Consider the following 25237-nt stretch of genomic DNA (forward strand, 5'->3'; position numbering starts at 1 on the left):
TATGGAAAGAAAAACCAAACAGATCATGGTGGGGGGTGTGGCCATTGGGGGCGGTGCCCCCCTCAGCATTCAATCCATGGCCAACACCAAAACCACCGATGTGGAAGCCACCCTCTGCCAGCTTCACCGGCTGAAAGAGGCCGGATGCCATGTGGCCCGGCTCACTGTGCCCGATGAAAAGGCCGCCCGGGCCTTTGGGCGCATCCGCCAGGATTCCCCTCTGCCCCTGGTGGCCGACATCCACTTTGACTACAAGGCCGCCATCTGGGCCGCCGAGGAAGGGGCCGACAAAGTGCGCATCAACCCGGGCAACATCGGCTCTGATGAGAAGGTGGGGGAAGTGGTGCGGGCCTGCCGCAAGCAGGGTATCCCCATCCGCATCGGCGTCAACGGCGGCTCTTTGGAAAAGGAGATTCTCCGGAAGTACGGCGCTCCCACGGCGGAAGCCCTGGTGGAGAGCGCCCTGTCCCATGTGGAAAAGCTCCACCGGTGGGATTTTGACGACATTTGCATTTCCCTCAAATCCTCCGATGTGAAAACCAACATTGCCGCCTACCGGCTGATGGCGGAAAAGACCGATTATCCCCTTCATCTGGGGGTCACCGAGGCGGGAACCCGGTATATGGGCACCCTGAAATCGGCGGCGGCCTTCGGGGCGCTGCTGCTGGATGATATCGGCGACACCCTGCGGGTGTCCCTCACCGCCGACCCGGTGCGGGAGGTCTATGCCGCCAAAGACATTCTCAAAGCCCTGGGATTGAACCAGGAAGGGGCCACTTTGGTGTCCTGCCCCACCTGCGGCCGTACCCAGGTGGATCTGATCCCCATCGCCGAAGAGGTGGAGCAGCGCCTGTCCGGGCTGAAAAGCCGCATCACCGTGGCGGTGATGGGCTGCGCCGTCAACGGCCCCGGGGAGGCCCGCCAGGCCGATCTGGGGGTGGCCTGCGGCAAAGGGGAAGGGCTGCTCTTTTCCAAAGGGGAGATCCTCTATAAAGTCCCGGCCCATGAGATCGCCGATGCCCTGGCCAAAGAAGTCAGTCGCCTGACCGGTGAACAGATATGAGCGCCACCTTACAGCAGCTCTTCGGCAAATGCGATTTTGAAGGGGGCCCCCTGGCAAAGGCCCAGGTCCAGGGCATTGAGGTCAGCCGGAAGGAGAACACATTGGAAGTGTCCCTGCTTTTGCCCGATCTGCTTCCGGACAGCTCCCTTCAGGCCGGGGAAACTTGCATCCGCCGGGCTTACGGCCTGAAAAAAGCCCATCTTCAGGTGCGCTATCAGCTCCATGAGCTGGATCAGGCGGCAGTGGATTATTGCCGCCACCGGCTGCGGGCCCGCTATCCCTCCATGGCGGCGGCGGGAGACTGTCTCCGCTTCCAGGAGGAAAAGGGTGCCCTGATCATCGACGCCCCCCAGCAGTGGCTTCCCCGGGCCCAGGAGCTGCGGGAGCCGCTGCAGCTGTTTTTGCAGCGGGAACTGGGGCTTTCCTCCCCGGTGGAAGTGCGGGAAGGCAAGGACTTCCCGGATCATTGCCAGGATTTTGAAAAGCGCCAGCAGGATCTTCTGCAGAAGGCCCTTTTGGAGCAAAGCCGGTGTGCACCGGCCGCCTCTCCCAAACCGGCCCCCAAGAAACCGGCCCCGGAAAAGCGGTATATGGAGCGGAAAAAGCCGGAAGGCGTGATTTTCCGGCCCAAAAACTCCGATGCCAAGGTGCTTTACGGCAAACCGGCCCAGCGGCCCATCATCCATATGGACGAGGTCAATGTGGACAGCGGCAAGGTGGCGGTGGAAGGGGAGGTCTTTTTCGCCGAGGAAAAGAAGCTGAATAACCGGGGAAAAACCATCTATACCTTCGATATGACCGACGGCCATGGCTCGGTGCGGTGCGTCAAGGTGCTGCCCGATGAGGAATGCGCCCTTTTGATGGATGCGGTGAAGGTAGGCTCCTATGTGATGGTCCAGGGGGTGGCCAATTATAGTACCTTTGAGCGGGAAGTGGTCATTTCCCCCCAGGCGGTGGTGGAGGCCAAAAAGAAGCTGCGCCAGGACAAGGCGGAAAACAAACGGGTGGAGCTGCATCTCCACACCTGCATGAGCTCCATGGACGGCCTGACGGGCACGGCCCAGGCCATCCAGACCGCCGCCCGCTGGGGCCACAAGGCCATCGCCATCACCGACCACGGCGTGGTCCAGTCCTTCCCCGACGCCATGCACGCCCAGGAAAAGCTGCGGGGCAAGGGCCAGGACATCAAGGTGATCTACGGCGTGGAGGCTTATTTCGTCAACGACCTGGCCAAGAGCCAGGCGGTGCAGGGCAAGAGCGACACACCTCTCCGTGGGGAGACCGTGGTATTCGACCTGGAAACCACCGGTCTCAGCCCCCGCAACTGCGAGATCATCGAGATCGCCGCCATTATCGTGAAGGACGGGGAAGAGAAGGAGACCTTCCATACATATGTCCGCCCCACATCCCCGGTGCCCTATGAGATCACAAAGCTCACCGGCATCCGGGATGAGATGGTGACCGGGGCCCCCTCCCAGGAGGAAGCCCTGCGGGCCTTCCTCCAGTTTGCCGGTGACAGGCCCCTCTGCGCCCATAACGCCTCCTTTGATGTGTCCTTCCTCCGGGCCGGGTGCGAAAAGTTCGGCATCCAGCGGGAGTTTTGCAGTATCGACACTGTGGAGATGTGCCGGGTGCTGCTGCCCCATCTCAAGCGGCACAAGCTGAATATCGTGGCCGAGGACTTAGGGCTTTCCTTCAACCACCACCGGGCCCTGGACGACACCGGCGTGCTGGCCAAGATCTACAACCACCTGCTGTCTTTGATCGAGGAGAAGGCCCCGGTGGAGCGGGTTTCCCAGATCAACCACGCCCTGGATGTGTGCCGGGGCGGGGAACAAGACCCTCTGGACCGGAGAAGCCACCATATGATCATTCTGGTGAAGAATCTCACGGGGCTCAAGAACCTGTACCAGCTGATCTCCTTCTCCCATCTGAAATATTTCAAGCGTCATCCCATCATCCCGGCCACCTTACTCATGCAGTACCGGGAAGGGCTGATTCTGGGCTCGGCCTGCGAGGCCGGCGAGCTGTTTTCTGCCATCGTCCAGGGCAAGACCTGGAACGAGCTGAAGGAGATCGCCAGCCTGTATGATTTCCTGGAGATCCAGCCCATTGACAACAACCGGTTTATGATGGAAAACGGCACGGCCAAGGACGAAGAGCAGCTGCGGGACTTCAACCGCACGGTGCTAAAATTGGGGGACGCCCTGCAAAAGCCGGTGGTAGCCACCGGGGACGTGCACTTCCTGGAGCCGGAGGACAGCCAGTACCGGGCCATCCTCATGGCGGGCATGGGCTTTTCCGACGCCGACAAGCAGGCCCCCCTCTATTTCAAAACCACCGACGAGATGCTCCGGGAATTTGCCTATCTGGGGCAGAAGCGGGCCTATGAAGTGGTGGTGGAAAACCCCAACAAGATTGCAGACTGGTGCGAAGACATCAAACCGGTGCCCGACGACAAATGCCCCCCGGTGATCCCCGGCTCGGCCGACGAGATCAGCCAGATGGCCAATGAGAAGGCCCAGGAGCTTTATGGCGACCCGCTGCCCCAGTTGGTGAAAGAGCGGCTGGACGCCGAGCTGATCCCCATCATCAAAAATGGCTTTGACGTGATGTACCTGATTGCCCAGAAGCTGGTGGCCAAGTCTTTAGAGGACGGCTACCTGGTGGGCTCCCGGGGCAGCGTGGGTTCCAGCTTTGTGGCCTTTTTGACCGGCATCACCGAGGTCAACTCCCTGCCGGCCCACTACCGCTGCCCCCATTGCAAGCATTCCATTTTCCCAAATGACCCAAACTACGGCTGCGGGGTGGACCTGCCGGACAAACTCTGTCCCCAGTGCGGCACGCCCCTGATCAAGGACGGCTTCAACATCCCCTTTGCCACCTTCCTGGGCTTCAACGGAGAAAAGGCCCCGGATATCGACCTGAACTTTTCCAGTGAATACCAGTCCCGGGCCCACCGGGAGCTGATCCGCATGTTCGGGGAGGACCATGTGTTCCGGGCGGGAACCATCGGCACCATCAAAAGCAAGACGGCCTATGGTTTTGTGAAGAAATACAACGAGGAACGGGGGAAGATGCCGGGGAAGGCCGAGGAAAACCGGCTGGTGGTGGGATGCACCGGCATCAAGCGAACCACCGGCCAGCATCCCGGCGGACTGATCATCGTGCCCAATGACCGGAGCATTTATGAGTTCTGCCCGGTGCAGCGTCCGGCGGACGATCCCCAGAGCGACATCATCACCACTCATTTTGATTATCACTCCATCGACCAGAACCTTCTGAAGTTCGATATGCTGGGACACGAAGATCCCACCATGATAAAGGCTCTGGAGGATCTCACCGGGGTCAACGCCCGGGAAATCCCTCTGGACGACAAGGACACCATGTCCATCTTCACTTCCCTGGAGGCCCTCAAGATCGACGACGACGGCTCCTTCGGAAAGACCGGGGCCGTGGCCATTCCCGAGTTCGGCACCCGGTTTGTCCGGGGCATGCTGGAGATCACAAATCCCCATACCTTCGACGAGCTGCTGCGCATTTCCGGCCTGTCCCACGGCACCAATGTGTGGCTCAATAATGCCAAGGACTACATCGAAAGCGGTGACGCCACCCTGAAAGATGTGATTTCGGTGCGTGACGACATCATGACTTATCTGATCCAGACGGGCATCGAGCCTCAGCAGTCCTTCAAGATTTCGGAAAGCGTGCGAAAGGGCAAGGGGCTGAAACCGGAGTGGGAGGATCTGATGCGGGAGCATGGCATTGCCGACTGGTATATTGAGTCCTGCAAAAAGATCCAGTATATGTTCCCCCGGGCCCATGCGGCGGCTTATGTGATGATGGCCTACCGCATTGCCTGGTTCAAGGTGCACCGGCCCATGGCCTTTTACAGTGCCTATTTCGGCATCCGGGCCGGAGGCTTTGACGCCTCCATCATGTGTAACGGCGACGGGCTGGTGATGGAAAAGACCCGGGAACTGCAAGGGAAGGACAAGCGCACCGCCGCCGAGGAAGATACCCTCACCACACTGGAAGTGGTGCATGAGTTTTACCGCCGGGGCTTCACCTTTGAGAAGCTGGACATTTACGAGAGCGATGTGAATAAGTTCCTGATCCGGGGGAATACCCTGGTGCCGCCCCTGACTTCGCTGCCCGGGCTGGGGGAGGCCGCCGCCCGGGATATTGTGGAGGAGCGGAAAAACGGCAGGTTCATGTCCACTGAGGAAATGATCCTCCGCTGCGGCAAGGTGACCAAGGGGGTCATCGAGACCCTCACCGCCGCCGGGGCCCTGGAGGGCATCCCCAAAAGCAATCAGATGGATCTGTTCGAAATGATCTAGCGGAGTGCCTCCGCTCCCAAAACTCGCTGAAGGCTTTATGCGCTGCTGTACCCCGGTGCTCCGGGTGTGATAAACCATCACCCGGAAGGGGCCGGGATGCAGTCCTAGGTCCGGTGGCCGGACGGTCCCGTGTCGGGACGGCCATATCTTCTTTGCATAGGTGGACACAACCAAATAACTGCACAACAAAAAGCTCCCCCTGATGGGGGAGCTTTTTTTGCACTTTGCCAGGATTGCACTTTGGCCCCTTCCGGGGTTGGCTCGCCAGCCCCGGAGCAAGAAGGCCCGCAGCGCATACAGCCTGGGAGAGTTTTGGCCGTCCGGACACCGGACCTAGAAGAGTTCTTGTTCCAGTTGAGAGAAGAGGGGAGAGCGGAAAAAATCCACCATGGTGATCTCCAGGCCATCGCACAGCTTTTTCAAGGTAGAGACCGTGGTGCTGCGGTTGCGTCCGCTGACGATGTTGTTGAGTGTGGATTGGGTGACACCGCTGCGCAAGGCCAGCTGGTTCACCGTCAGTTTTTTCTCTTCGCACAATTCCAGCAGCCGCAGCCGTACCGCCTGACCAATATCCATGGGCAATTCTCCTTATTTTCTTTGCCTGGGTGAACATAACCAACCTTGGTTCTATTGCTTAGCGTGGGAGCGCAGTATGCCAGCGGAGGCACTCCGCCGACACCGGACCTTAGAAGGTGTGGGTGGCCACCACTTCACCACGGTAGAGCAGCTCCAGCTTTTCCAGTTTGGGCTGGCCTTCCAGGGAGAAATAGAAAGTCTGGCCTGCATAAACCGGCTGGGTCACCTGCTGCCCATCCCCATAGGAAAGACGGAGGGAGGGCATGTTGTCCCACTGGCCGCCTACCGCGCCAAAGACCACCGTGTGCCCCGCAGGCCCCAGAACGGCGGCGGAAAGCCCATTTTCCGGCGGGGCCGGGCACTGGTTCTCGGTGAGGGGATGCCAGCGTCCATCACCGCTGCGCCGCTCCAGGCCGTGGGCCTGCAGCTGGGTGTGGTCCTTGTCCCAGGAAAGGGCCACATACCCCACACCGGCGGGGAAAATGGTCTCCAGTTCCCGGTGGGGGAAATCCCGCTGGAAATCGGCCTTGGGGCCAGAGGATAAGGGCCCGAATCCGGCGTTGCCCACGCAGTTCTGCCCCACATCGCCCGTCATGAACTCCACCATGCGGCGGGCCAGGGAATCCTTGGGTTCATCGGCCCGGACAACGGCATAGTTGTATCCGGCCAGGGGATAGCTGCCGTCGGCAATGGTGGCATCCGAAGGCACCACGCCGTCGATGGCCAGCAACTTGAGCCCGCCGGTGGAGACCTCATCCACCAGCCAGTAGTTGCGTGTGTAATAGTAATAGACGCTGTAACCGATGGCATAAGCGGGAGGATCGGTGCGCAACGCATCGGCCACATCGGTGAGGGCCGAGGACATGGCATAGGAAGTGAGCACATTGTTCACATCCGGGCTGAGGGACAGCTTGCCGCCCTCCAGGAAATAGTGCTCCATCAAAGCGTGGGAGCCGCTGTCCTCGTTGCGCCGGTAGGGGAGAAGCTCGGCATCCGGGCCGCCCAGCTGGTTCCAGTTCTGGTATTTTCCGTCCACATAGATCTCCTGGATCTGCTTTTGGGTCAGGCCGTCCAGGGAATTTATCTTGTTGGTGAAAAAGACCATGGCATCATAGGCGATGGGAATGAACTCCAGTTCCACACCGGCAGCCGCGGCCTGGGCCTTCAGATCCTCCGAGGGCAGAGTGGCGGCGAAGAGAATGTCAGCCTCGCCCTGGATGAGCCGCACATAGGAATCGTGGGAGGTGGAGTGCTCCGCCACATACTGGGGATGACGGCCACTGTTATGGAACAGCACGCCATACACCGCCTGGGTGTAGGGATAGGTGGAGGTGGAGCCATCCAGCACCGGCATCTGCTGGGAAAGGCCCCAGTCGATGGCATACTGGGAGGGGTACCAGGGCAGCTGAATCCGGGCGGAATGGAGGAAGGTGATGGCTTCGCCCCGGGTGGCGATCTTGTCCCACTGGGCCAGAAGTTCCATTTTCATGGAGCCATCTTCGTTTGCCTGGCCGGTTTCTCTTTGGGTGAAAATGCCGATGTTCTCCCCGTCAAAAGCCAGGTAGGCGCCCAGGGCCCAGGCGGGGATGGAAGGGGCATCCGCCAGGGACAGATCCTGGGCCTGGCCCTTTTCCGGGATGGAGAGCCAACCGATGTGCTCCATGGCCCGGGCCAGGATGGTGGTGAATTCGCCGCGGGTCACCGGGCGATGGGGGCACCAGTTGTCGTCCGCCGAAGCCAGACCGTGTGCATAGGCGGCGGCTGCGGTGGCGTAGTACCAGTCATTTTGATCCACATCCTGGAAGGGAAGGACGGCGTCCTCCGGCGCTTCCAGGCTGAGCAGACGGCAGGCCAGAGCAAAGGCCTCGGCCCGGGTCAGGTTGGCCTTCGGGTTCAGGTTGCCCTGGGCGTCACCCTGGATGATGCCTCGCAGCTGAAGATCGCTGGTGCCGGCGGGGGAATCATAGCCCTGCTCATCGCCCCACTGGACGACGCAGTCGGGGAAGCGGTGTTCCTCACCCTGGAAAACTTCCAGGGGACGGTCCTTTTCCGACACCGGAAGGGTGGCGAACAGGTAGCCCGCCAGGTAGTCGCTGGTGAGGGGGACCGGGTCTTTGGTATCGGCATACCGCAGGCTCAGCTGGCCCGCTTCTCCCCAGGACAGGCCGGAGCCTTGAGGGCAGGGGATACGGACGGTCACATAGCGGCCGCCCGGTTCGGTGCGTGTCCACAATTCTTCGGTGGGAGCGGGAGCGCCAAGGGCCATGGGGCTGATCAAAAGGAAGCAAAGGATGATGGCTGCAATCCGTTTCATATGATTCACTCCTTTTCTCGCTCAGAAGAACATGGGAAGCTTTGCATCATTGTATCACTCTACTCTAATGAAGTCAATCCAGGCAGCGTGACGGTCCGGTGTCCGGACCAGCGTGCCGCTGGACCCGTTCCTGTCTCCGGTGGGGATGCGCTGTTTGCCATATTGCTCCGGTGCTGGCGAGCCAACCCCGGAAGGGGCTAGGATGCAATCCTTGCCAAGCGGACACAACCGGCCCTGGTTCTGTTGCCGGGCGCGGGAGCACCGCAGCCCCCCTTGTGCAAAGGGGGGACAGCATGGCAGGGCCATGCAGGGGGGATTGCAAAGCCAGGCAAATAATTCAGCTGGGTGCTGTGATCGGGTGCGGGAGCACCGCTTGGCCGTCCCGACACGGGACCGGGAGCACCGCTTGGGTGCGGCGGCTCGCCGTCAATCCCTCAGTCGGCGTTCGCCGACAGCTCCCTTTGCACAAGGGAGCCGTCTTTGCCTTTCTGCATCGGGCTTGCCAACTGCACAACAAAAAGCTCCCCCATCGGGGGAGCTTTTTTGCATTTGGCTTCGTTCTGTTGCTCAGCGCGGGAGCGCAGTATGGGTGCAGCGTCACGCTGCTAGAACAAACGGCTGATTTCGTCCAGGGGATGGACGCCCACCATACGCTCTTTGGCTTCGCCGTTTTCAAAGAGGATCAGGGTGGGGATGCTCATCACCCGGAATTTCCGGGCCACATCCTGGTTCTGATCCACATCGATCTTCACGATCTCGCAGTTTGCCGGCAGCTTCTCCGACAGCTCTTCCAGCATGGGGGCCAGCATCTTGCAGGGGCCGCACCAGGTGGCGAAAAAGTCCACCAACACCTTCTTGCCCGGCTGGCGGGTCACTTCATCAAACTGATCCTGGGTAATGTGCTTGACTGCCATAACAAATATCCTCCTTTGTTCTTCGGGGCTGTTGGTTCAGAAAGTTTACAAAATTCATCTACATTCCTACTGTAACAATCATACTACCAGTTAGCGCCTTTGTCAATAGCTTTCCCCAAAAAGAGCAAAAAATTTTCCAAAAGGGAGAGAGGAAGGGAGTTTTCCATGGGAGAGATTTGTGATACAATAGCCATAACCTTCCGGAGGAAGCGGGAGGAAAACGGTGGGGGAATGCCCCCAAGGAGGAACTGGTTACGGACTTATTTTTCCCAGAACTGTCAAAAGAGGAGCTGATGGGTCTGAGCAGTCTGGCCCTGGCCCATGTGGGCGACGGGGTCTATGAGCTTCTGGCCCGCACCTATGTGGTGGAACAGAAGGGGGGCCTTGCCCGGCAGATGCATCAGCGGACGGTGGAACTGGTGCGGGCCCAGACCCAGGCCCGGGCCATCCGGGGGCTTTTGCAGGAAAATGCCCTCACCGAGGAAGAAAAGCAGGTCTTTCTCCGTGGGCGCAACTGCCACTCCCACGCTGCCCCCAAAAGCGCATCGCCGGAGGATTATGCCCATGCCACCGGCCTGGAAGCTTTATTCGGCTGGCTCTATCTCACCGGGCAAAAAGAGCGGGTCTGCCTGCTGTTTCAGCAGATTCTCGCCATGAAGCCCTGGAAAAAGGAGGAATAACTATGCGAAAGACCCTGGAAAACCCCAAAGTCAGCCTGATGATGGATTATTTGCTCATTGTGCTGGGCTCCTGCGTGTTTGCTTCGGGCATCGCCATCTTTATCAAACCTGCCATGATCTCCATGGGCGGCGTGGCCGGTATCGCTTTGATCGGCAACTACCTCACCGGCCTGCCTCTGGGCGTGGCCAGCATTGTGCTCAATGTGCCCCTGTTTATTTTCGGCTACAAACTGCTGGGCCGGGAATTTTTCTTTAAAACCATCGTTTCGTCGGTGTCCTATTCCCTGTTCATCGACATTGTGGGGCCCTTTTTGCCCCTGTTCGAAGGGGATCGGCTGCTGGCTGCTTTGTATGGCGGTATCATCCTGGGGGCCGGCATCGGCATGGTGTTCAAATGGGGCGGTACCTCCGGCGGCACCGATATCCTGGCCAAGTATCTGAATGTGAAGTTCGATATCAGCATCGGCAACGCCAACCTGGTGATGAACGGCATCGTCATCCTGGCCTGCTCCCTGATTTATAAGAGCGTGGAAAGCGCCCTGTATGCCATTATCGTCCAGTATCTCACCGGCGTGATCATCAACGCCATGGTGGACGGCTCCGACCGGCAGAAGGAAGGGCTGATCATCACAAACAAGCCGGAGGAGATGGCCCAGGTGATCCTGGAGAACCTCCAGCGGGGCTGCACCGGCTTCGGCGGCAAGGGTATGTACACCGGCGAGGAAAAGACCGTGCTGATGGTGGTGGTGCGCCGCCACGAGATCTCGGCCCTGAAAAAGCTGGTGCATCAGGTGGATCCCCAGTGCTTTATGCTCATTTCTGAGGTGAGCGAGGTCTTTGGCACCCACTTCAAAACCTACAACAAATAAAGCCAGAGCCTTCGCTGCGGCGAAGGCTAGCAAAAAAACAGGCCCCATGGGAACTTGCTTCCCGGGGCCTGTTTTTTTGCTATTGGCGGCGTGTTATTTCGGCATAAAGCCGAAATAACCATCAGGACGGTAGGTGACGCCGCCCCTGGCTTTCGGGGAAAAACTAGGTTTTTCCCCGACCTTTTTCGCGCCCCAGGCGGGGCAGTGTGACAGTACCAAGCGCATACAACCAGCCCAGCGCGGGAGCGCAGGAACGGGAGCGGCGGCTCGCCGCCCGGGGTCACCGGCTGACCAATTTCAATAAGCGGGGCCGGTTGTATCGCTGCATGATGACAAACAAGCTGTCCACCAGAGCGGACAGAAAAGAAGTGGCCAGGAACACACCGGCCGGGCGAAACCAGAAAGCAAGGCCCACCGGCAAAAAACTCAGAACAATAATGATCTCGTGCACGATCTCGGCCTGGCAGCCAGCCTTTATGATTTCGGTGATGCTGTGCGTTCTGATGTCGAAATACGCCGCTTCATAGGTGGGCATATGGTTTTTCCATTTTTTCACCCGGATTGTCCGGTATAGAAAGGGTTCGAACCGTCGTGGCCGGAACCATGGCTTGGTGTAATCCACATTGTTCTGCAATGTGTGATCCAAAAGCCGCCCCACCCCCAGACGCATCCAGAAATGGTAGGCTGTCACGGCGAAGGTGATGCACAAGGTCTCCCAAAGCCCTCCGCCTATGGTGAAACGGAAAAACAGGCTGATCAGGAACAGAACGAGGAAAACAAGGGCCAGGCGTATCATGCAGCGTTTCATAGGGTATCACCAGATTGGAATTTTGGTTTTATTATACTGCATCTGACTGTGGTTGTCACGGCTCCGCATAGATTGGGGAAGGGGCGGGAAGCACTTCCGTCCCGGAAAGGAGGGGGAAGATGAATACGGAGCAAGCGGGGGGCATGGGAAAAACCGCCCTGAGCCTGGCGGCGGCCCTGGTGTCCTTTGACGGCTGGCTGTGGCGGCTGAGCCTGATCCATCTGGGGTGCATTGCCCTGGATTTGCTCACCTTCACTTTGGTCTGCCGGAAAAACGGCGAGAGGGGAAAGGGACTGGTGCGCTCCAGGTTATGGGTCAAGCTGGGCGGGATCATCGCCGCGATGACCGCTGCCCTGGCCGACGGTATGCTGCGCATGATCCTTCTGCGTCTGCCCATGGAGCTGCCTTTTGAATATACCACCCTGCTTTGCCCGGTGGTGATGGTGTGGTATATCCTCACCGAGCTGGGAGGCATCCTTTTGGAAGTGGCGCGCCTTGGCACCGTGGTGCCGCCTTTTCTCACCCGGGCCTTCGCCAACCTGGCCTCCCAGGCATCCGATATGGGAAATCAGAGGTCCGGCGGCGAGCCGCCAGCGTGACGCTGGACCCAAGCGGTGCTCCCGCACCCGATCATACAACCGAAGAGAGATGACAAAAAGCCCCCTTTTTCACAAGGGGGCTTTTGTCACACACTTTGCCAGGATTGCACCCCGGTCCGGTGTCCGGACAGCCATACTCTCTTTGCTGCCCGGCATGCAACCGGCCATTTCTGCGGCACCCGGCCAGGATTGCACCCCGGGTCCGGTGTCCGGACGGCCATACTCTCTTTGGTCCGGTGTCCGGACAGCCAAGCGGTGCTGCCGCACCCAGCGACAGAACTTAGGACAAAGCCAAAAAAGCCTCCCGGGTGGGAGGCTTTTTGTCCAGTGTCTGGGACAATCCCCCCGGCATGGCTTTGCCATGCTGTCCCCCCTTTGCACAAGGGGGGTCCGGTGTCCGGACGGCCATACTCTCTTTGCTGCCCGGCATGCAACCGGCCATTTCTGCGGCACTGGGCGAAGATTGCAAAGCAGCCCCTTCCGGGTGATGGTTTATCACACCCGGAGCACCGAGGAAAACAACGCAGAGGGCCTGAGAGAGTTATGCCAGCGGAGGCACTCCGCACATGGTCAGGCTGATGCGTTTTTTTCCTTCGTCCACCTTTTCCACCCACACGGTGACCACATCCCCCACCTGAAGCAGCTGGGAGGGATGCCGTACCCGCTGGGGCAGCTTGCTGATGTGCACCAGGCCGTCCTGGTGGACTCCGATGTCCACGAACACCCCGAAATCCACCACATTGCGCACCGTGCCTTGCAGTTCCATGCCCGGCTTCAGATCCTTCATCTCCATCACATCGGTGCGCAGCAGGGGCGGGGGCAGCTCGTCCCGGGGGTCCCGGCCCGGCTTGCACAGCTCCCGGAGAATGTCCCGGAGAGTGGGTACCCCTGTCCCGATCCGCTGGGCCAGCGTTTCCAGCCCCATGGCTTCCGCCTTTTCCGGCAGATGTTCCAGGGTACCCTTTTCCACATCCTGGAGGGTGAAGCCGCATTCTTCCAGAAGGGCCTGGGCGGCGGCATAGCTTTCCGGATGGACTCCGGTGCGGTCCAGCACCTGCTTACTTTCGGGCACACGGATGAACCCGGCGCATTGTTCATAGGCCTTGGGACCAAGGCCGCGCACCTTTAAAAGCTCCTTCCGGCTCTGGAAGGCTCCCTTTTCCTCCCGGTAGTGGACCAGGTTTTTGGCGGTGGCGGCGGTGATGCCGCTGACCCGCTGGAAAAGGGAAGGGGATGCGGTGTTGGCATCCACTCCCACAGCGCCCACGCAGTCCTCCACCACCCCGTCCAGGGCCTGGCTCAGCCGGGCCTGGGGCATATCGTGCTGGTACTGGCCCACGCCGATGGCTTTGGGGTCGATCTTCACCAGCTCGGCCAGGGGGTCCTGGAGCCTGCGGGCAATGGATACCGCCGAGCGAAGGTTCACATCAAACTGGGGAAATTCCTCTGCCGCCAGAGGGGAGACGGAATACACCGAGGCCCCCGCTTCGCTGACCACCATATAGCTGACCCCGCCGCCCATGCGCCGGATCAGCTCTGCCGTCATCCGTTCGGTTTCCCGGCTGGCGGTGCCGTTGCCGATGGCGATGCACTCCACATGGCGCCGGGCGATCAGCTGGGACAGGGTGCGGATGCACTCTTCCTTCTGCCGCTGGCCGTGGGTGGGGTAGACCACCGCAGTGTCCAGCACCTTGCCGGTGGCATCCACCACCGCCACCTTGCAGCCCATGCGGTAGCCCGGGTCTAAGCCCATGGTCACCTTGCCTTTCACCGGCGGCTGCATCAGCAGGGGCCGCAGGTTGAGGGCAAAAGTATGGATGGCTCCCTCGCTGGCCTCCTGGGTGAGCAGAGTGCGCACCTCCCGTTCCAGGGAGGGGAAAATCAGCCGGTCATAGGCATCTTCCGCCGCCGTTTTCACAAAGGCCATGGCCGGAGCGCCGGGGCGCACCACCGCCCGGCACAAAGGCACCAGGGCGCTCTGCCGGTCCAGCTGGACGCTGACTTTCAGCTTGCCTTCTCCCTCGCCCCGGTTGATGGCCAGCACCTGGTAGCCGGAAAGCCGCCGGAGAGGGAGGGTGAAGTCGTAATACAGCCGGTAGACGCTGTCTTCCTCAGTGGCGGCCACCGAGTGGAGGGAGCCTTGCCGCAGCATCAGCTCCCGCAGGGTTTTGCGGATGGCGGCGTCATCGGAAAGCCATTCGGCAATGATGTCGTTTGCCCCCTGGAGAGCACCCTCCACCGTCTCCACCCCTTTCTGGGGGTCGATATGGTCCCGAGCGGCTTCCTCGGGGGCGGGGCCGTTTCGCTTTTGCGCAAAAAGCAGCTGGGCCAGCCCTTCCAGGCCCTTTTCCCGGGCCATGGTGGCCCGTGTACGCCGCTTTTGTTTGTAGGGGCGGTACAGGTCCTCGGCTTCGGCCAGGGTGGCGGCGTTGTCGATGGCCTGGGAAAGTTCCTCTGTCAGTTTGCCCTGGTTTTCAATGGCGGTGCGGATCTCTTCCTTCCGTCCTTCCAGGTTCCGCAGATAAGAAAGCCGGTCAGAAAGCTGCCGCAGAAGCTGGTCGTCCATGGAGCCGTGCTTTTCCTTCCGGTAGCGGGCAATGAAGGGGATGGTGGCCCCGTCATCCAGCAGGGTGATGACATTTGCCACCTGCTTTGCATCCCGGCCCAGTTCCCGGGCCAGGGCAACGGTCAGTTTGTCCATATCCATAAAAACAGCCTCCATACTTTGCAACAAGGGTATCTGCTTCATTATACCCCATGGGCGAGCCAAAGAAAAGACCAGCGTGACGCTGGGTCCGGTGTCCGGACGGCCATACTCTCCCAGGCTGTATGGGCTGCTGTACCTCGGTGTTCCGGGGCTGGCGGGCCAACCCCGGAAGGGGCCAGGGTGCAATCCTGGCCGGGTGCATGACAAAAGGCCTCCCCAAAGGAAGGCCTTTTGTGTTCGGTTTGGTTCGATTGCCTAGCGCGGCAGCGCAGTATGACAGCGGAGGCACTCCGCCTGGGATTAACAATATTTCTTATAATTTTCTTCAAACTGGGCGAAAAGGTTCCGGGCCTTTTCCTCCCACTGATGGGGGTCCTGATAGGTATCCCGGGGGTCCAGGATGCCGCTGTCCACCCCGTGGAGGGCGGTGGGCACTTCCAGATCAAAATAGGGGATGCGTTTGGTGGGGGCATTCAGAATGGAGCCGTCCAGAATGGCATCGATGATGGCCCGGGTGTCGTGGATGGAGATCCGCTTGCCGGTGCCGTTCCAGCCGGTGTTCACCAGATAGGCCCGGGCGCCGCTCTGCTCCATCTTCCGCAAAAGCTCCTGGGCGTATTTTCTGGGATGCAGCTCCAGGAAGGCCTGGCCGAAGCAGGCGGAGAAGGTGGGGGTGGGCTGGGTGATGCCCCGCTCAGTGCCCGCCAGCTTGGAGGTGAAGCCGGAGAGGAAATAATACTGGGTCTGCTCCGGGGTGAGGATGGACACCGGCGGCAGCACGCCGAAGGCATCGGCGGTGAGGAAGATCACATGCTTGGCGTGGGGCCCCACCGACCGGGGCTGCACTCTTTTTTCAATGTGGGAAATAGGATAGGATACCCGGGTGTTTTCGGTGACCGAGGTGTCGGCAAAATCGCATTGGCCGTCTTCTTTCACCGTCACATTTTCCAGAAGGGCATTCCGGCGGATGGCGTGGTAAATGTCCGGCTCGGATTCCTTGTCCAGACCCACCACCTTGGCATAGCAGCCGCCCTCCAGATTGAAGACGCCGTGCTCATCCCAGCCGTGCTCGTCGTCGCCGATGAGCAGCCGGTGAGGATCGGTGGACAGGGTGGTCTTGCCGGTGCCCGACAGGCCGAAGAACAAGGCGGTGTTCTCACCACTCAGATCGGTGTTGGCCGAGCAGTGCATGGAGGCAATGCCCCGCAGGGGCAGGTAGTAGTTCATCATGGAGAAGATGCCCTTTTTCATCTCCCCGCCGTACCAGGTGTTGAGGATCACCTGCTCCCGGGAGCTCAGATTGAACAGAATGGCGGTGGGGGAATGGAGCCCCAGTTCTTCGTAATTTTCCACCGGGGTATGGGAGGCGTTGTAGCAAACGAAGTCCGGCTCAAAGGTGCGCAGCTCTTCCTCTGTGGGCTGGATGAACATATTCTTCACAAAATGGGCCTGCCAGGCCACTTCCATGATGAAGCGCACCGCCATGCGGGTAGAAGGGTTGGCGCCGCAGAACACATCCATCACATAGAGCTTTTTCCCCGACAGGGACCGGACAGCCAGTTTCTTGCATTCCTCCCAGGCCTTCTGGGAAGCGGGCTTATTGTCGTTGGGGAATTCCGGGGAAGTCCACCACACAGTATCCCGGCTCTTTTCGTCCATGACGATGAACTTGTCCTTGGGGGAGCGGCCGGTGTAGATGCCGGTCATCACATTGACGGCCCCCAGATTGGTCATCCGGCCTTTTTCAAAGCCCTGAAGCTCAGGCCGGGTTTCTTCTTCCAGCAGGGTCTCATAGGAGGGGTTATGGAGGACTTGGGGAGTGCCGGTAATGCCATACTTGCTCAAATCGATGGTTGCCATGATGCGCGACCTCTTTCCTCATGGAATTTTCCCCAAAAAGTGCCGGGGGAATTGTTGCATTTATCATACAGGAGCTGGCAAATGAAGTCAATGACAGAAAAACGCTTTTCCCCGGTTTTTTCTTTCAAAACAAAGCAAAAAAGGCAAAAACACCGTTTTTTTTGAAAAATCGATAAAAAAATCACAAGCCCGGTGTCCGGGCGGCCATACTGCGCTGCCGCGCTAGGCAGTTGAACGAAAGCCGGTTGGAGTTTCCTGGCTTCACAATCCCCCCTGCATGGCCCTGCCATGCCGTCCCCCCTTTGCACAAGGGGGGCTTTTTCTTTGCCCAGGTGGACACAACCGGCAAAGGCAAAGAAAGTTATGGGTCCAGCGTCACGCTGGCCCCGCCTGGGGCGCGAAAAAGGTCGGGGAAAAACCTAGTTTTTCCCCGAGAGGTCCGGTGTCCGGACGGCCATATTTTCTTTGCCCTGGCAAACACAACCGGCAAAGGCAAAGAAAGTTATGGGTCCAGCGTCACGCTGGCCCGGCGGTTCCCGCCGGGAAGAAGCCTGGAGTAGCCTTCGCCGTAGCGAAGGCTCTGGCTTTGCATAGTATGTGGGGGAGGGATGCCGGATATGGAGATCACCGGTTTCAAGCAATCGAACAAAGCAAATTTTCAGCCGGGACGCAAAAGCCCGGTGCAGTATATCGTGGTGCATTATACAGCCAACCGTGGCGACACCGCCAAAAACAACATCGACTATTTTGCACGCACAGAAACCCGCACCTCTGCCCACTATTTCGTGGACGAAAAAGAGGTATGGCAAAGCGTCCGTGATGAGGACACCGCCTATCACTGCGGGGCCAAGACCTACAAGCACCCCCTTTGCCGCAATGGGAGCAGCATCGGCGTGGAGATGTGCATCTGGGACAAAGCCGGCAAAGTGCGGCAGGGCACCGTGACAAAGGCCATCCAGGTAGTGCGTGAGCTGATGGAGCAATACAATGTGCCGCCGGAGTGCGTGCTGCGGCACTGGGATGTCACCGGAAAAAACTGCCCCCTTCCCATGGTGGAAAATCCTTCCCTGTGGGAGGACTTCAAAGCAAAACTGAAAGGAGACGAGGAAGAAATGCTGGATTATCCTGATTGGGCCAAAAAGACTTATCAATGGTATGCGGATATGCCGGAATGGGCCCGGGAATCGGTGCGGAAAGCGGTAAAACGGGGCCTGATATCCACCAATGCAGACAATTCCGTCAGCGTGTTGGGTGTGAGTTTGCAGACCCTGGTTTATCTGGACCGGGCTGGTTTATTGGACAAATAAAAGGCAAAGGCCGGTTGTATCAATCAGAGCAAAGAAGCCCCCCCTTTGCACAAGGGGGGATTTTCTTTGCCCAACGGCATGCAACCGGCCTTTTTGATGCGCTCTGTCAGGACTGCACCCCGGCCTCTACCGGTGTTGGCTCGCCAGCACCGGAGCAATCAGGCAGGCAAAGCATAAAGCCTTCAGCGAGTTTTGGGTGCAGCGTCACGCTGCACGAAAAAGACCGGGAAAGGTGTGGTAGGATGGGGGCAAGAAAAAGAGAAAGGAAGAAACACAATGGCCAGAGAATATATCTGCCTGTACCACTCCTACCGGGATGCCATCCAGGCTTTGGATGATGCCGAACGGGGCCGACTGCTGACGGCCATGCTGGAATACACCTTGACGGGAGACGCCGGGAACCTCCGGGGCAACGAACGGTTTGTGTTCCCCCTCATCAAAAGCCAGATCGACCGGGACAATGCGAAATATGCCAGACAGTGTGAGAGAAACGCAGCTAACGGCAAAAACGGCGGCAGACCCAGAAACCCAAAAAACCCAGTGGGTTTTTCCGAAACCGAAAAAAGCCAAGACAAAGGAGAATACGAAGGCAAAGACAAAGACGAATACGAAGAAGAATACGAAGGCGAATACGAAAACGAAAACGAAAACAAAGAAGAAGAAAAAAGAGAGGGAGAGGGTGAGTGCAAAGGAAAAGAAAAAGAAAAGGCGCCGGGGACGCCGGAGGGCGTCCGAAGGGCGCATCACTTTCACCCACCCACCCTCTCTCAGGTGCGGGATTATGTTTATGAGAGAAATTCCCCGGTAGACCCCCAGGGGTTTCTGGATTTCTACCAGGCCAAGGGCTGGATGGTGGGAAATACGCCTATGCAGGACTGGAAAGCGGCCCTGCGGAATGCAGAAAGCTGGGAGCGATGGCAGCGGCAGGAACGGCAGCAGGGGGCCTATGCCGGACCGGACCCTTATGGGGGAGGTGAGGGCCTGTGGTCCTTTTGAAAGGGGAAAATGGACAGGAAGGGGGCCTTTTTGCCCTGGCCAGCCGCCGGGCAGAAGCTTTGCCGGGGGATTATATCCAGGACGGGCTGCTCCATTGCGGCGCCTGCCATAGCAAAAAAGAAACCTGGGTGGAGCTGCTGGGGGCAAAGCGGAAGGTGGCCTGTCTGTGCCGGTGCCAGAGCGAGAAAGTGCAGCGGCAGCTGGAGGAAATGGAGGCGCGGCAGCGTATAGAGGCCCTGGAGCGGAAGCAGGCCGCCGCTGTCCAGGACCCGGCCTACCGGAAATGGACCTTTGACAAAGACGACGGAGGGAATCCCCGGGTGATGGAGGCCCTGCGCCGCTATTGTGCCAGATGGCCGGAGATGAAAGGGCAGAACATGGGGCTGTATCTGTATGGGGGCGTGGGCACCGGCAAGACCTTTGCCGCCGCCTGCGTTGCCAATGAGCTGACCCGGCAGGGGGTGCCGGTGCTGATGACCAGCCTGGTGCGCATGGCAAACGCTTTGGGCTGGGGGGCGGAGCGGGAGCAGTTTCTCCGCAGCCTGAACGGCTATGACCTGCTGGTGCTGGACGATCTGGGAGCTCAGCGGGGGAGCGATGCCATGAAGGAGGCGGTGTATCAGATCATCGACAGCCGCTATGCCAGCGGCAAGCCGATTGTGGTCACCACCAATCTGACCTGGGAGCAGTTCCAGAATCCCAGGGAAGAGAGAGACAGGCGGGTCTATGACCGCATCCGGGAAATGACGGTGGCCATCCAGATGGGCGGCCCCAGCCGCCGCCATCGGCTCCATGAGGAAAAACAGAACGCCGCCTATGGGATGTTTTGGCAGAAATAGGCCTGGGGAGGGAAGTGATTCTGCCCGGCCAGCAAGAGCTGCTTTTGGAGGAAGAAGAGGAATAAAAATTCTCTTGTGAATATTTCCCTGGGGAAGGGGAGGGGGAAAAGTAACACCCAGGCCCTGGGTCGCTTCTTTGCCCTCGTTTTGTTGCCTGGTGCGGTAGCACCGCTTGGCTGTCCGGCCACCGGACAAAAAACCCCGGAAGCCTTGATTTTCAAGGTTTCCGGGGCCTTTCAAGATGGCAGCGGGAGAAGGATTCGAACCCTCACAAACAGAGTCAGAGTCTGTCGTGCTACCCTTACACAATCCCGCTATTTGTTTTTCGCTTTGGGCCGTGGCCCTGAGCGCATAATTTATTATAGCTATATTTTCGGGAATGTCAACATCTTTTTTAAAAAAATCTGAAAAACTTTGAAAAAACTTTCCGGAAGTTTTTCAAGGTCTCTTGCAATTCTCCCCGAAAACGAAGATAATATAACAGGGGCAGCGTGACGGTCCCGTGTCGGGACAGCCAAGGGGTGCTCCCGCACCAAGCAACAGAACCAACCACAGAACGATTGCCCAGCGCGGCAGCGCAGTATGGGTCCAGCGTCACGCTGGGAGGAGAAACACCATGAAATTGATGGCCATTGATGGCAACAGCCTGGTGAACCGGGCTTTTTACGCCGTGCGCCTGCTGACCAACCGGCAGGGGCTTTATACCAATGCAGTATATGGCTTTGTGAATATCTTGCTCAAGCTGCTGGAGGAAGAGCAGCCGGACCAGGTGTGCGTCTGCTTTGATATGCGGGCGAAAACCTTCCGCCATCTGAAATACGAAGGCTATAAGGCCCAGCGGAAGGGGATGCCCGACGAGCTGGCCCAGCAGATGCCTATTATTAAAGAAGTGCTGGACAAAATGGGGATCGCCCGCATGGAGCTGGAAGGCTTCGAAGCCGATGACCTTTTAGGTACCCTGGCCCGGCTCTGCCGGGAAAAAGGGGAGGACTGCCTTATCGTCACCGGTGACCGGGACAGCCTTCAGTTCATCGCCCAAGGGGCCACCGTCAAGCTGGTGACCACCAAAATGGGCCAGACCATCTATAAAGACTATGACGAGCAGGCCTTCCGGGAAAGTTACCAGGGCCTTTCTCCCGACAAGATCGTCGATCTGAAAGCCCTGATGGGGGATGCCTCCGACAACATCCCCGGCGTGCCCGGCATCGGGGAAAAGACTGCCATGAGCCTGCTCACCCGATTCGGCTCCCTGGATGGGGTCTATGCGCACCTGGACGACCCGTCCCTCACCCCTTCCCAGAAAAAGAAGCTCGCCGCCGGGCAGGACAGCGCCCGCCTCAGCTTCGAACTGGCCCTGGGGGTGGTGGACGCTCCCATCACCGCCACGCTCCCCAGCCTGAGCCGGGGCGAGATGGACAAACCGGGGCTTTTCCAGCTGTTTTCCATGCTGGAGTTTTCCTCCCTCACAAAGCGCCTGGGACTGGAGGGGGAAGGGGAAAGCATGGAGACGCCGCAGGCCCGGGAGATCTCCACGGACTACCGTCTGGCCCAGCCGGAGGAACTGCCAGAGCTGCTGCAAGCCTTTTCCCGGAAAGACACCTCCTGCCGCCTGGAAGAAGGGTTCCGCGCCCTGGCCCTGGAACAGGAGGGGGAAGTGGTTCTCTTTACCCGGGAGCATCTGGGGGAAGAAGCATTCATGGGCTTCCTCCGGGACTTTTTCCAGGGAGAAGGGGGCAAGGTGCTCTGCGACGCCAAGGCCACCTGGAAAGCCCTGCTGGAAGGGGGCATCCACCCCCAGGGTCTGAAAGGGGATACCGCCCTCAGCTGCTATCTGCTGGACCCCACCGCCGGTGGCTACACCCTGGAGAAAACCGCCGCGGCCTATCTGGGGGCGCATCTGCTTCCGGAGAGCCACTACACCGGGGAGGACGCCTTTTCTCCCCTGAACCCGGAGAGCATGGCCCACGCCGCCCTGGCCCAGCATGCAAGGGCCGTGGGACGGCTTCACGAGACTCTGGGAGAGCGCATCCGGGAAGAGGGGATGGAAAAACTCCTTTATGAAGTGGAGCTGCCCCTGGTTCCCGTTTTGTGTCAGATGGAGCGGGAGGGCTTTTTGCTGGACACCGGCAGGCTTCTATGTTTCGGAGCCTCTCTCAGCGGCCAGATCGAGGGGCTGACACAGGAGATCTACCGCCTGGCGGAAGAGCAGTTCAACATCAACTCCACCCAGCAGCTGGGACATATTCTCTTTGAGAAACTGGGGCTCAAGGCCATCAAAAAGACCAAGAAGGGCTATTCCACCGACATTGAAGTGCTGGAAAAGCTGAAAAACAGCCACGAGATCGTGCCGCTGATCATTGAATACCGGAAGCTGACCAAGCTGAAAAGCACCTATGTGGACGGTCTGAGCCGGCTGGTGGGAGCGGATGGACGGGTGCACACCACCTTCCAGCAGATGGTCACCGCCACCGGGCGGCTCAGCAGCACCGAGCCCAATTTGCAGAACATTCCGGTGCGCCAGCAGCTGGGCGCCGAGATCCGCCGGTGCTTTGTGGCAAGGCCGGGCTGGACGCTCATCGACGCCGACTATTCCCAGATCGAGCTGCGGGTGCTGGCCCATATCGCCGATGACCCCATTATGAAGCGGGCCTTTCTGGAAGGGGAGGACATCCACACCGTCACCGCCTCCCAGGTGTTCGGCGTGCCGGTGGAGTTTGTCACGCCCCAGATGCGCAGTCATGCCAAGGCGGTGAATTTCGGCATTGTCTACGGCATTTCCGCCTTTTCCCTGTCCGAGGACATTCATGTGTCCCAGAAGGAGGCCCAGGGCTATATCGACAGCTATCTGGAAAAATACAGCGGCGTTCGCCGGTATATGGAAGAAATCAAGGAAAAGGCCCGGCAGGATGGGTTCGTCACCACTTTGTGGGGCCGCCGCCGGTACCTGCCCGAGCTCCGCAGCAAAAACTACAACATCCGTGCTTTTGGGGAGCGGCTGGCGCTGAACACCCCCATTCAGGGCACGGCTGCCGATATCATCAAGGCGGCCATGGTGGCGGTTTTCCGCAGGCTTAAAAAGGAAGGGCTTCAGGCCCGGCTGCTGCTTCAGGTCCACGACGAGCTGATCATCGAAGCGCCGGAGGAGGAAGCCGAGAGGGTCAGCGCCCTTCTCAAAGAGGAAATGGAGGGGGCTTTCCCCCTGTCGGTGCGTCTGACTGCCGATGTGAGCCAGGGGGATAGCTGGTATGATGCCAAGAAATAGAGAGTTTTGGCAGGTGGAGGGGCTACGGGAGGAGCACATTCCTCAGATCGCCGCCATGGAGCGGGCCTGCTTCACAGACCCCTGGAGCGAAAGCGCCTTGGGGGATGAGCTGAATAGTCCCCTGGCCCGGTACTTTGTGTGCACCCAAGAGGGGCAGGTGCTGGGGTATATCGGCACCCGGGTGGTGCTGGATGAATGCCAGGTGGCCAATGTGGCGGTATCTCCGGCCTGCCGCCGGGAGGGCGTGGCTTCTTTTCTGATGGAGGCCATGCTGGATTTCTGCCGTCGGGAGGGCATGAACCTTGTGACCCTGGAGGTGCGGGTGTCAAACAGCGCCGCCCAGGCCCTTTATGAGAAGTTCGGCTTTCAGAAAACCGGTATCCGCCCCGGCTATTACCAGTCCCCTCCGGAAGATGCGCTTTTGATGAGTCTTGACCCAGCGTGACGCTGCAGCCCCCCTTGTGCAAAGGGGGGACAGCATGGCAAAGCCATGCAGGGGGGATTGTCAAGCCGGGTGAATGATTCAGCTGGTTTCTATTGTCGGGTGGGTCAGCACCGCCTGGGTGCAGCGTCACGCTGCCAATCCCTCAGTCGGCGTTCGCCGACAGCTCCCTTTGCACAAGGGAGGTCCGGTGGCCGGACGGCCATACTGTTTTTGCCGGATTGCACCGAACCAGCCTCTTCTGTGGCACCGGACCCAGGATTGCAAGGCAGCCCCTACCGGGTGATGGTTTATCACACCCGGAGCAATAAGGCAAACAACGCATGATGCCGGAGACAGGAACGGCCGTCCCGACACGGGACCATGAAAAGGAATGAGAACAATATGAAGATTTTAGCCATAGAAACCTCTTGCGACGAGACGGCGGCGGCAGTTTGCCAGGATGGCCGGACCATTCTGTCTGATGTGATCTATTCTCAGGCGGACATGCACGCCCTGTACGGCGGCGTGGTGCCGGAGATCGCCTCCCGCAAGCACATCGAGAAAATCAGCCTGGTGGCCCAGCAGGCCATGGAGCAGGCCGGGGTGAAGCCGGAGGAGATCGACGCCGTGGCCGCCACCTGCGCTCCCGGGCTCATCGGGGCCCTTCTGGTGGGGGCCAACTTCGCCAAGGCCTGCGCCCAGGCCTGGGGCGTGCCCTTTGTGCCGGTGCACCATATCCGGGGCCATATCGCCGCCAATTTCGTGGCTTTCCCGGAGCTCACGCCGCCTTTCCTGGCCCTGGTGGCCTCGGGGGGCCATACCGTTCTGGCCGATGTGCAGGATTACACCCGGATGGAAGTGCTGGGCACCACCCGGGACGATGCAGCAGGGGAGGCCTTCGACAAGATCGCCCGCACCCTGGGTCTGCCCTATCCCGGCGGCAAGGCCATGGACCAGCTGGCACGCCAGGGCGACCCCCATTTTTATCACCTGCCCCAGGCCCATGTGGCAGGCAATGCCCTGGACTTCTCCTTTTCCGGGCTGAAAACCGCCGCCATCAACCTGGTGCACAACTTAGGCCAGAAGGGCTTGCCGGTGGAAAAACACCATCTGGCGGCGGGGGTATGCCATGCGGTGGCCCAGGCCATTGTGCCCCGGATGGTGGAAGGGGCCAAGGAGCGAAAGCGGGATACCCTGGTGATCGCCGGGGGCGTGGCGGCAAACTCAGTGCTGCGGGCCCATCTGGAAGAGGAAGCAGGGAAGGCCGGGCTGCGGCTTTTCCTGCCGCCTCTGGGCCTTTGCGGCGACAACGGCTCCATGATCGCCTGCCAGGCCTATTATGAACTTTTGGCCGGGCACACCGGCACTTTAGAGCAGAACTGCTACGCCACCATGCCTCTTTCGGAGGATGTGAGCGCGGCGCTGTGATAGAGTGAAGATGCACAGAGAAAGAGGATGCAAAGGGGAAAAAAAGAGCAAAATCCCCATTGTCAAAACAGAGCATAACACCTTGTTAAAAGGGAACAAAATGCCGAAAAAATCCGAAAACCATTGAAAACACAGGGGTTTCTGGCTGTGCATAACTCTGTGGACAATGTTGATAACTCATTGTAGTAAGAAAACGGGAACGGGGGACTTTTCCCCGGAAACAGTTCCATGGAAGGAAGAAACAGGCA

At 59.3% G+C, this 25237-nt stretch carries 17 protein-coding genes and 1 tRNA gene; 11 read left to right on the plus strand and 7 right to left on the minus strand.

Translation table 11 applies throughout. The features are described 5' to 3' along the window. Position 1 precedes the first annotated feature (1 nt). Complete coding sequence (gene ispG / locus H6A25_RS07160) at positions 2–1063, plus strand: flavodoxin-dependent (E)-4-hydroxy-3-methylbut-2-enyl-diphosphate synthase (protein WP_204751287.1); 1062 nt, start codon at positions 2–4, stop codon at positions 1061–1063. Continuing rightward, the gene (locus H6A25_RS07165) at positions 1060–5406 is read left to right on the plus strand and encodes a PolC-type DNA polymerase III (RefSeq protein WP_204751288.1); all 4347 of its coding nucleotides are present in this window, start codon (positions 1060–1062) and stop codon (positions 5404–5406) included. The genes ispG and H6A25_RS07165 overlap by 4 nt, the downstream gene beginning before the upstream one ends. A 333-nt stretch (positions 5407–5739) precedes the next feature. On the opposite strand, the gene H6A25_RS07170 is transcribed toward H6A25_RS07165, so the two are convergent. The 3 genes from H6A25_RS07170 to trxA form a co-directional block, all read right to left on the minus strand. Next, entirely contained in the window at positions 5740–5982 is a 243-nt protein-coding gene (locus tag H6A25_RS07170) for a helix-turn-helix domain-containing protein (protein WP_204751289.1), read from the minus strand. A 109-nt stretch (positions 5983–6091) separates the two neighbouring features. Then, complete coding sequence (locus tag H6A25_RS07175) at positions 6092–8296, minus strand: substrate-binding domain-containing protein (protein ID WP_204751290.1); 2205 nt, start codon at positions 8294–8296, stop codon at positions 6092–6094. A gap of 605 nt (positions 8297–8901) precedes the next feature. Beyond that, complete coding sequence (trxA, locus tag H6A25_RS07180) at positions 8902–9210, minus strand: thioredoxin (protein ID WP_204751291.1); 309 nt, start codon at positions 9208–9210, stop codon at positions 8902–8904. A 293-nt stretch (positions 9211–9503) separates the two neighbouring features. Between trxA and H6A25_RS07185 the strand changes: the two genes are divergently transcribed. Next, a complete protein-coding gene (locus H6A25_RS07185) occupies positions 9504–9890 on the plus strand; it encodes a Mini-ribonuclease 3 (protein ID WP_204751292.1) in 387 nt (128 codons plus the stop codon). Positions 9891–9892: 2 nt separating this feature from the next. Next, positions 9893–10759: a YitT family protein gene (locus H6A25_RS07190; protein WP_204751293.1), complete on the plus strand. Its 867-nt coding sequence runs from the start codon at positions 9893–9895 to the stop codon at positions 10757–10759. A gap of 280 nt (positions 10760–11039) precedes the next feature. On the opposite strand, the gene H6A25_RS07195 is transcribed toward H6A25_RS07190, so the two are convergent. Then, entirely contained in the window at positions 11040–11567 is a 528-nt protein-coding gene (locus tag H6A25_RS07195) for a hypothetical protein (RefSeq protein WP_204751294.1), read from the minus strand. Between the two features lie 119 nt (positions 11568–11686). On the opposite strand from H6A25_RS07195, the gene H6A25_RS07200 reads away from it, so the two are divergent. After that, positions 11687–12166, plus strand: coding sequence for a phage holin family protein (locus H6A25_RS07200; protein WP_204751295.1), 480 nt, complete (start codon positions 11687–11689; stop codon positions 12164–12166). A gap of 541 nt (positions 12167–12707) precedes the next feature. Here H6A25_RS07200 and H6A25_RS07205 read toward each other — a convergent pair. Together H6A25_RS07205 and pckA are read right to left on the minus strand one after the other, a co-directional pair. After that, positions 12708–14867: a Tex family protein gene (locus H6A25_RS07205; RefSeq protein WP_204751350.1), complete on the minus strand. Its 2160-nt coding sequence runs from the start codon at positions 14865–14867 to the stop codon at positions 12708–12710. 306 nt (positions 14868–15173) lie between these two features. After that, entirely contained in the window at positions 15174–16733 is a 1560-nt protein-coding gene (gene pckA / locus H6A25_RS07210) for a phosphoenolpyruvate carboxykinase (ATP) (protein ID WP_204751296.1), read from the minus strand. Between the two features lie 617 nt (positions 16734–17350). On the opposite strand from pckA, the gene H6A25_RS07215 reads away from it, so the two are divergent. The 3 genes from H6A25_RS07215 (at position 17351) to H6A25_RS07225 (ending at position 19875) form a co-directional block, all read left to right on the plus strand. Further along, the gene (locus H6A25_RS07215) at positions 17351–18040 is read left to right on the plus strand and encodes a peptidoglycan recognition protein family protein (RefSeq protein WP_204751297.1); all 690 of its coding nucleotides are present in this window, start codon (positions 17351–17353) and stop codon (positions 18038–18040) included. Between the two features lie 276 nt (positions 18041–18316). Beyond that, a complete protein-coding gene (locus H6A25_RS07220; RefSeq protein ID WP_204751298.1) occupies positions 18317–19036 on the plus strand; it encodes a DUF6291 domain-containing protein in 720 nt (239 codons plus the stop codon). Continuing rightward, positions 19024–19875, plus strand: a complete 852-nt coding sequence (locus tag H6A25_RS07225) for an ATP-binding protein (protein WP_204751299.1) — start codon at positions 19024–19026, stop codon at positions 19873–19875. Before H6A25_RS07220 ends, H6A25_RS07225 begins: the two co-directional genes overlap by 13 nt. A gap of 242 nt (positions 19876–20117) precedes the next feature. On the opposite strand, the gene H6A25_RS07230 is transcribed toward H6A25_RS07225, so the two are convergent. Further along, positions 20118–20191: transfer RNA gene (locus H6A25_RS07230), tRNA-Gln, on the minus strand. 300 nt (positions 20192–20491) lie between these two features. On the opposite strand from H6A25_RS07230, the gene polA reads away from it, so the two are divergent. The 3 genes from polA (at position 20492) to tsaD (ending at position 24989) form a co-directional block, all read left to right on the plus strand. Next, positions 20492–23137: a DNA polymerase I gene (polA, locus tag H6A25_RS07235; RefSeq protein WP_204751300.1), complete on the plus strand. Its 2646-nt coding sequence runs from the start codon at positions 20492–20494 to the stop codon at positions 23135–23137. Continuing rightward, positions 23121–23582 (plus strand): ribosomal protein S18-alanine N-acetyltransferase, encoded by a 462-nt coding sequence (gene rimI / locus H6A25_RS07240; protein WP_243423280.1) that lies wholly within the window; start codon positions 23121–23123, stop codon positions 23580–23582. The genes polA and rimI overlap by 17 nt, the downstream gene beginning before the upstream one ends. A gap of 381 nt (positions 23583–23963) precedes the next feature. Continuing rightward, entirely contained in the window at positions 23964–24989 is a 1026-nt protein-coding gene (gene tsaD, locus H6A25_RS07245; RefSeq protein ID WP_204751301.1) for a tRNA (adenosine(37)-N6)-threonylcarbamoyltransferase complex transferase subunit TsaD, read from the plus strand. Positions 24990–25237 lie beyond the last annotated feature (248 nt).

The organism is Intestinimonas butyriciproducens (assembly GCF_016901775.1).
GTDB lineage: Bacteria > Bacillota > Clostridia > Oscillospirales > Butyricicoccaceae > Pseudobutyricicoccus.

Bases quoted from the DNA above. Each gene is read 5' to 3' on its own strand.
- H6A25_RS07215 (WP_204751297.1), top strand. From the start codon at position 17,351: ATGGAGATCACCGGTTTCAAGCAATCGAACAAAGCAAATTTTCAGCCG.
- rimI (WP_243423280.1), top strand. From the start codon at position 23,121: ATGATGCCAAGAAATAGAGAGTTTTGGCAGGTGGAGGGGCTACGGGAG.
- H6A25_RS07205 (WP_204751350.1), bottom strand. From the start codon at position 14,867: ATGGACAAACTGACCGTTGCCCTGGCCCGGGAACTGGGCCGGGATGCA.
- H6A25_RS07185 (WP_204751292.1), top strand. From the start codon at position 9,504: ATGGGTCTGAGCAGTCTGGCCCTGGCCCATGTGGGCGACGGGGTCTAT.
- H6A25_RS07195 (WP_204751294.1), bottom strand. From the start codon at position 11,567: ATGAAACGCTGCATGATACGCCTGGCCCTTGTTTTCCTCGTTCTGTTC.
- H6A25_RS07220 (WP_204751298.1), top strand. From the start codon at position 18,317: ATGGCCAGAGAATATATCTGCCTGTACCACTCCTACCGGGATGCCATC.
- H6A25_RS07165 (WP_204751288.1), top strand. From the start codon at position 1,060: ATGAGCGCCACCTTACAGCAGCTCTTCGGCAAATGCGATTTTGAAGGG.
- H6A25_RS07200 (WP_204751295.1), top strand. From the start codon at position 11,687: ATGAATACGGAGCAAGCGGGGGGCATGGGAAAAACCGCCCTGAGCCTG.
- trxA (WP_204751291.1), bottom strand. From the start codon at position 9,210: ATGGCAGTCAAGCACATTACCCAGGATCAGTTTGATGAAGTGACCCGC.
- tsaD (WP_204751301.1), top strand. From the start codon at position 23,964: ATGAAGATTTTAGCCATAGAAACCTCTTGCGACGAGACGGCGGCGGCA.
- H6A25_RS07170 (WP_204751289.1), bottom strand. From the start codon at position 5,982: ATGGATATTGGTCAGGCGGTACGGCTGCGGCTGCTGGAATTGTGCGAA.
- polA (WP_204751300.1), top strand. From the start codon at position 20,492: ATGAAATTGATGGCCATTGATGGCAACAGCCTGGTGAACCGGGCTTTT.
- pckA (WP_204751296.1), bottom strand. From the start codon at position 16,733: ATGGCAACCATCGATTTGAGCAAGTATGGCATTACCGGCACTCCCCAA.
- ispG (WP_204751287.1), top strand. From the start codon at position 2: ATGGAAAGAAAAACCAAACAGATCATGGTGGGGGGTGTGGCCATTGGG.
- H6A25_RS07175 (WP_204751290.1), bottom strand. From the start codon at position 8,296: ATGAAACGGATTGCAGCCATCATCCTTTGCTTCCTTTTGATCAGCCCC.
- H6A25_RS07190 (WP_204751293.1), top strand. From the start codon at position 9,893: ATGCGAAAGACCCTGGAAAACCCCAAAGTCAGCCTGATGATGGATTAT.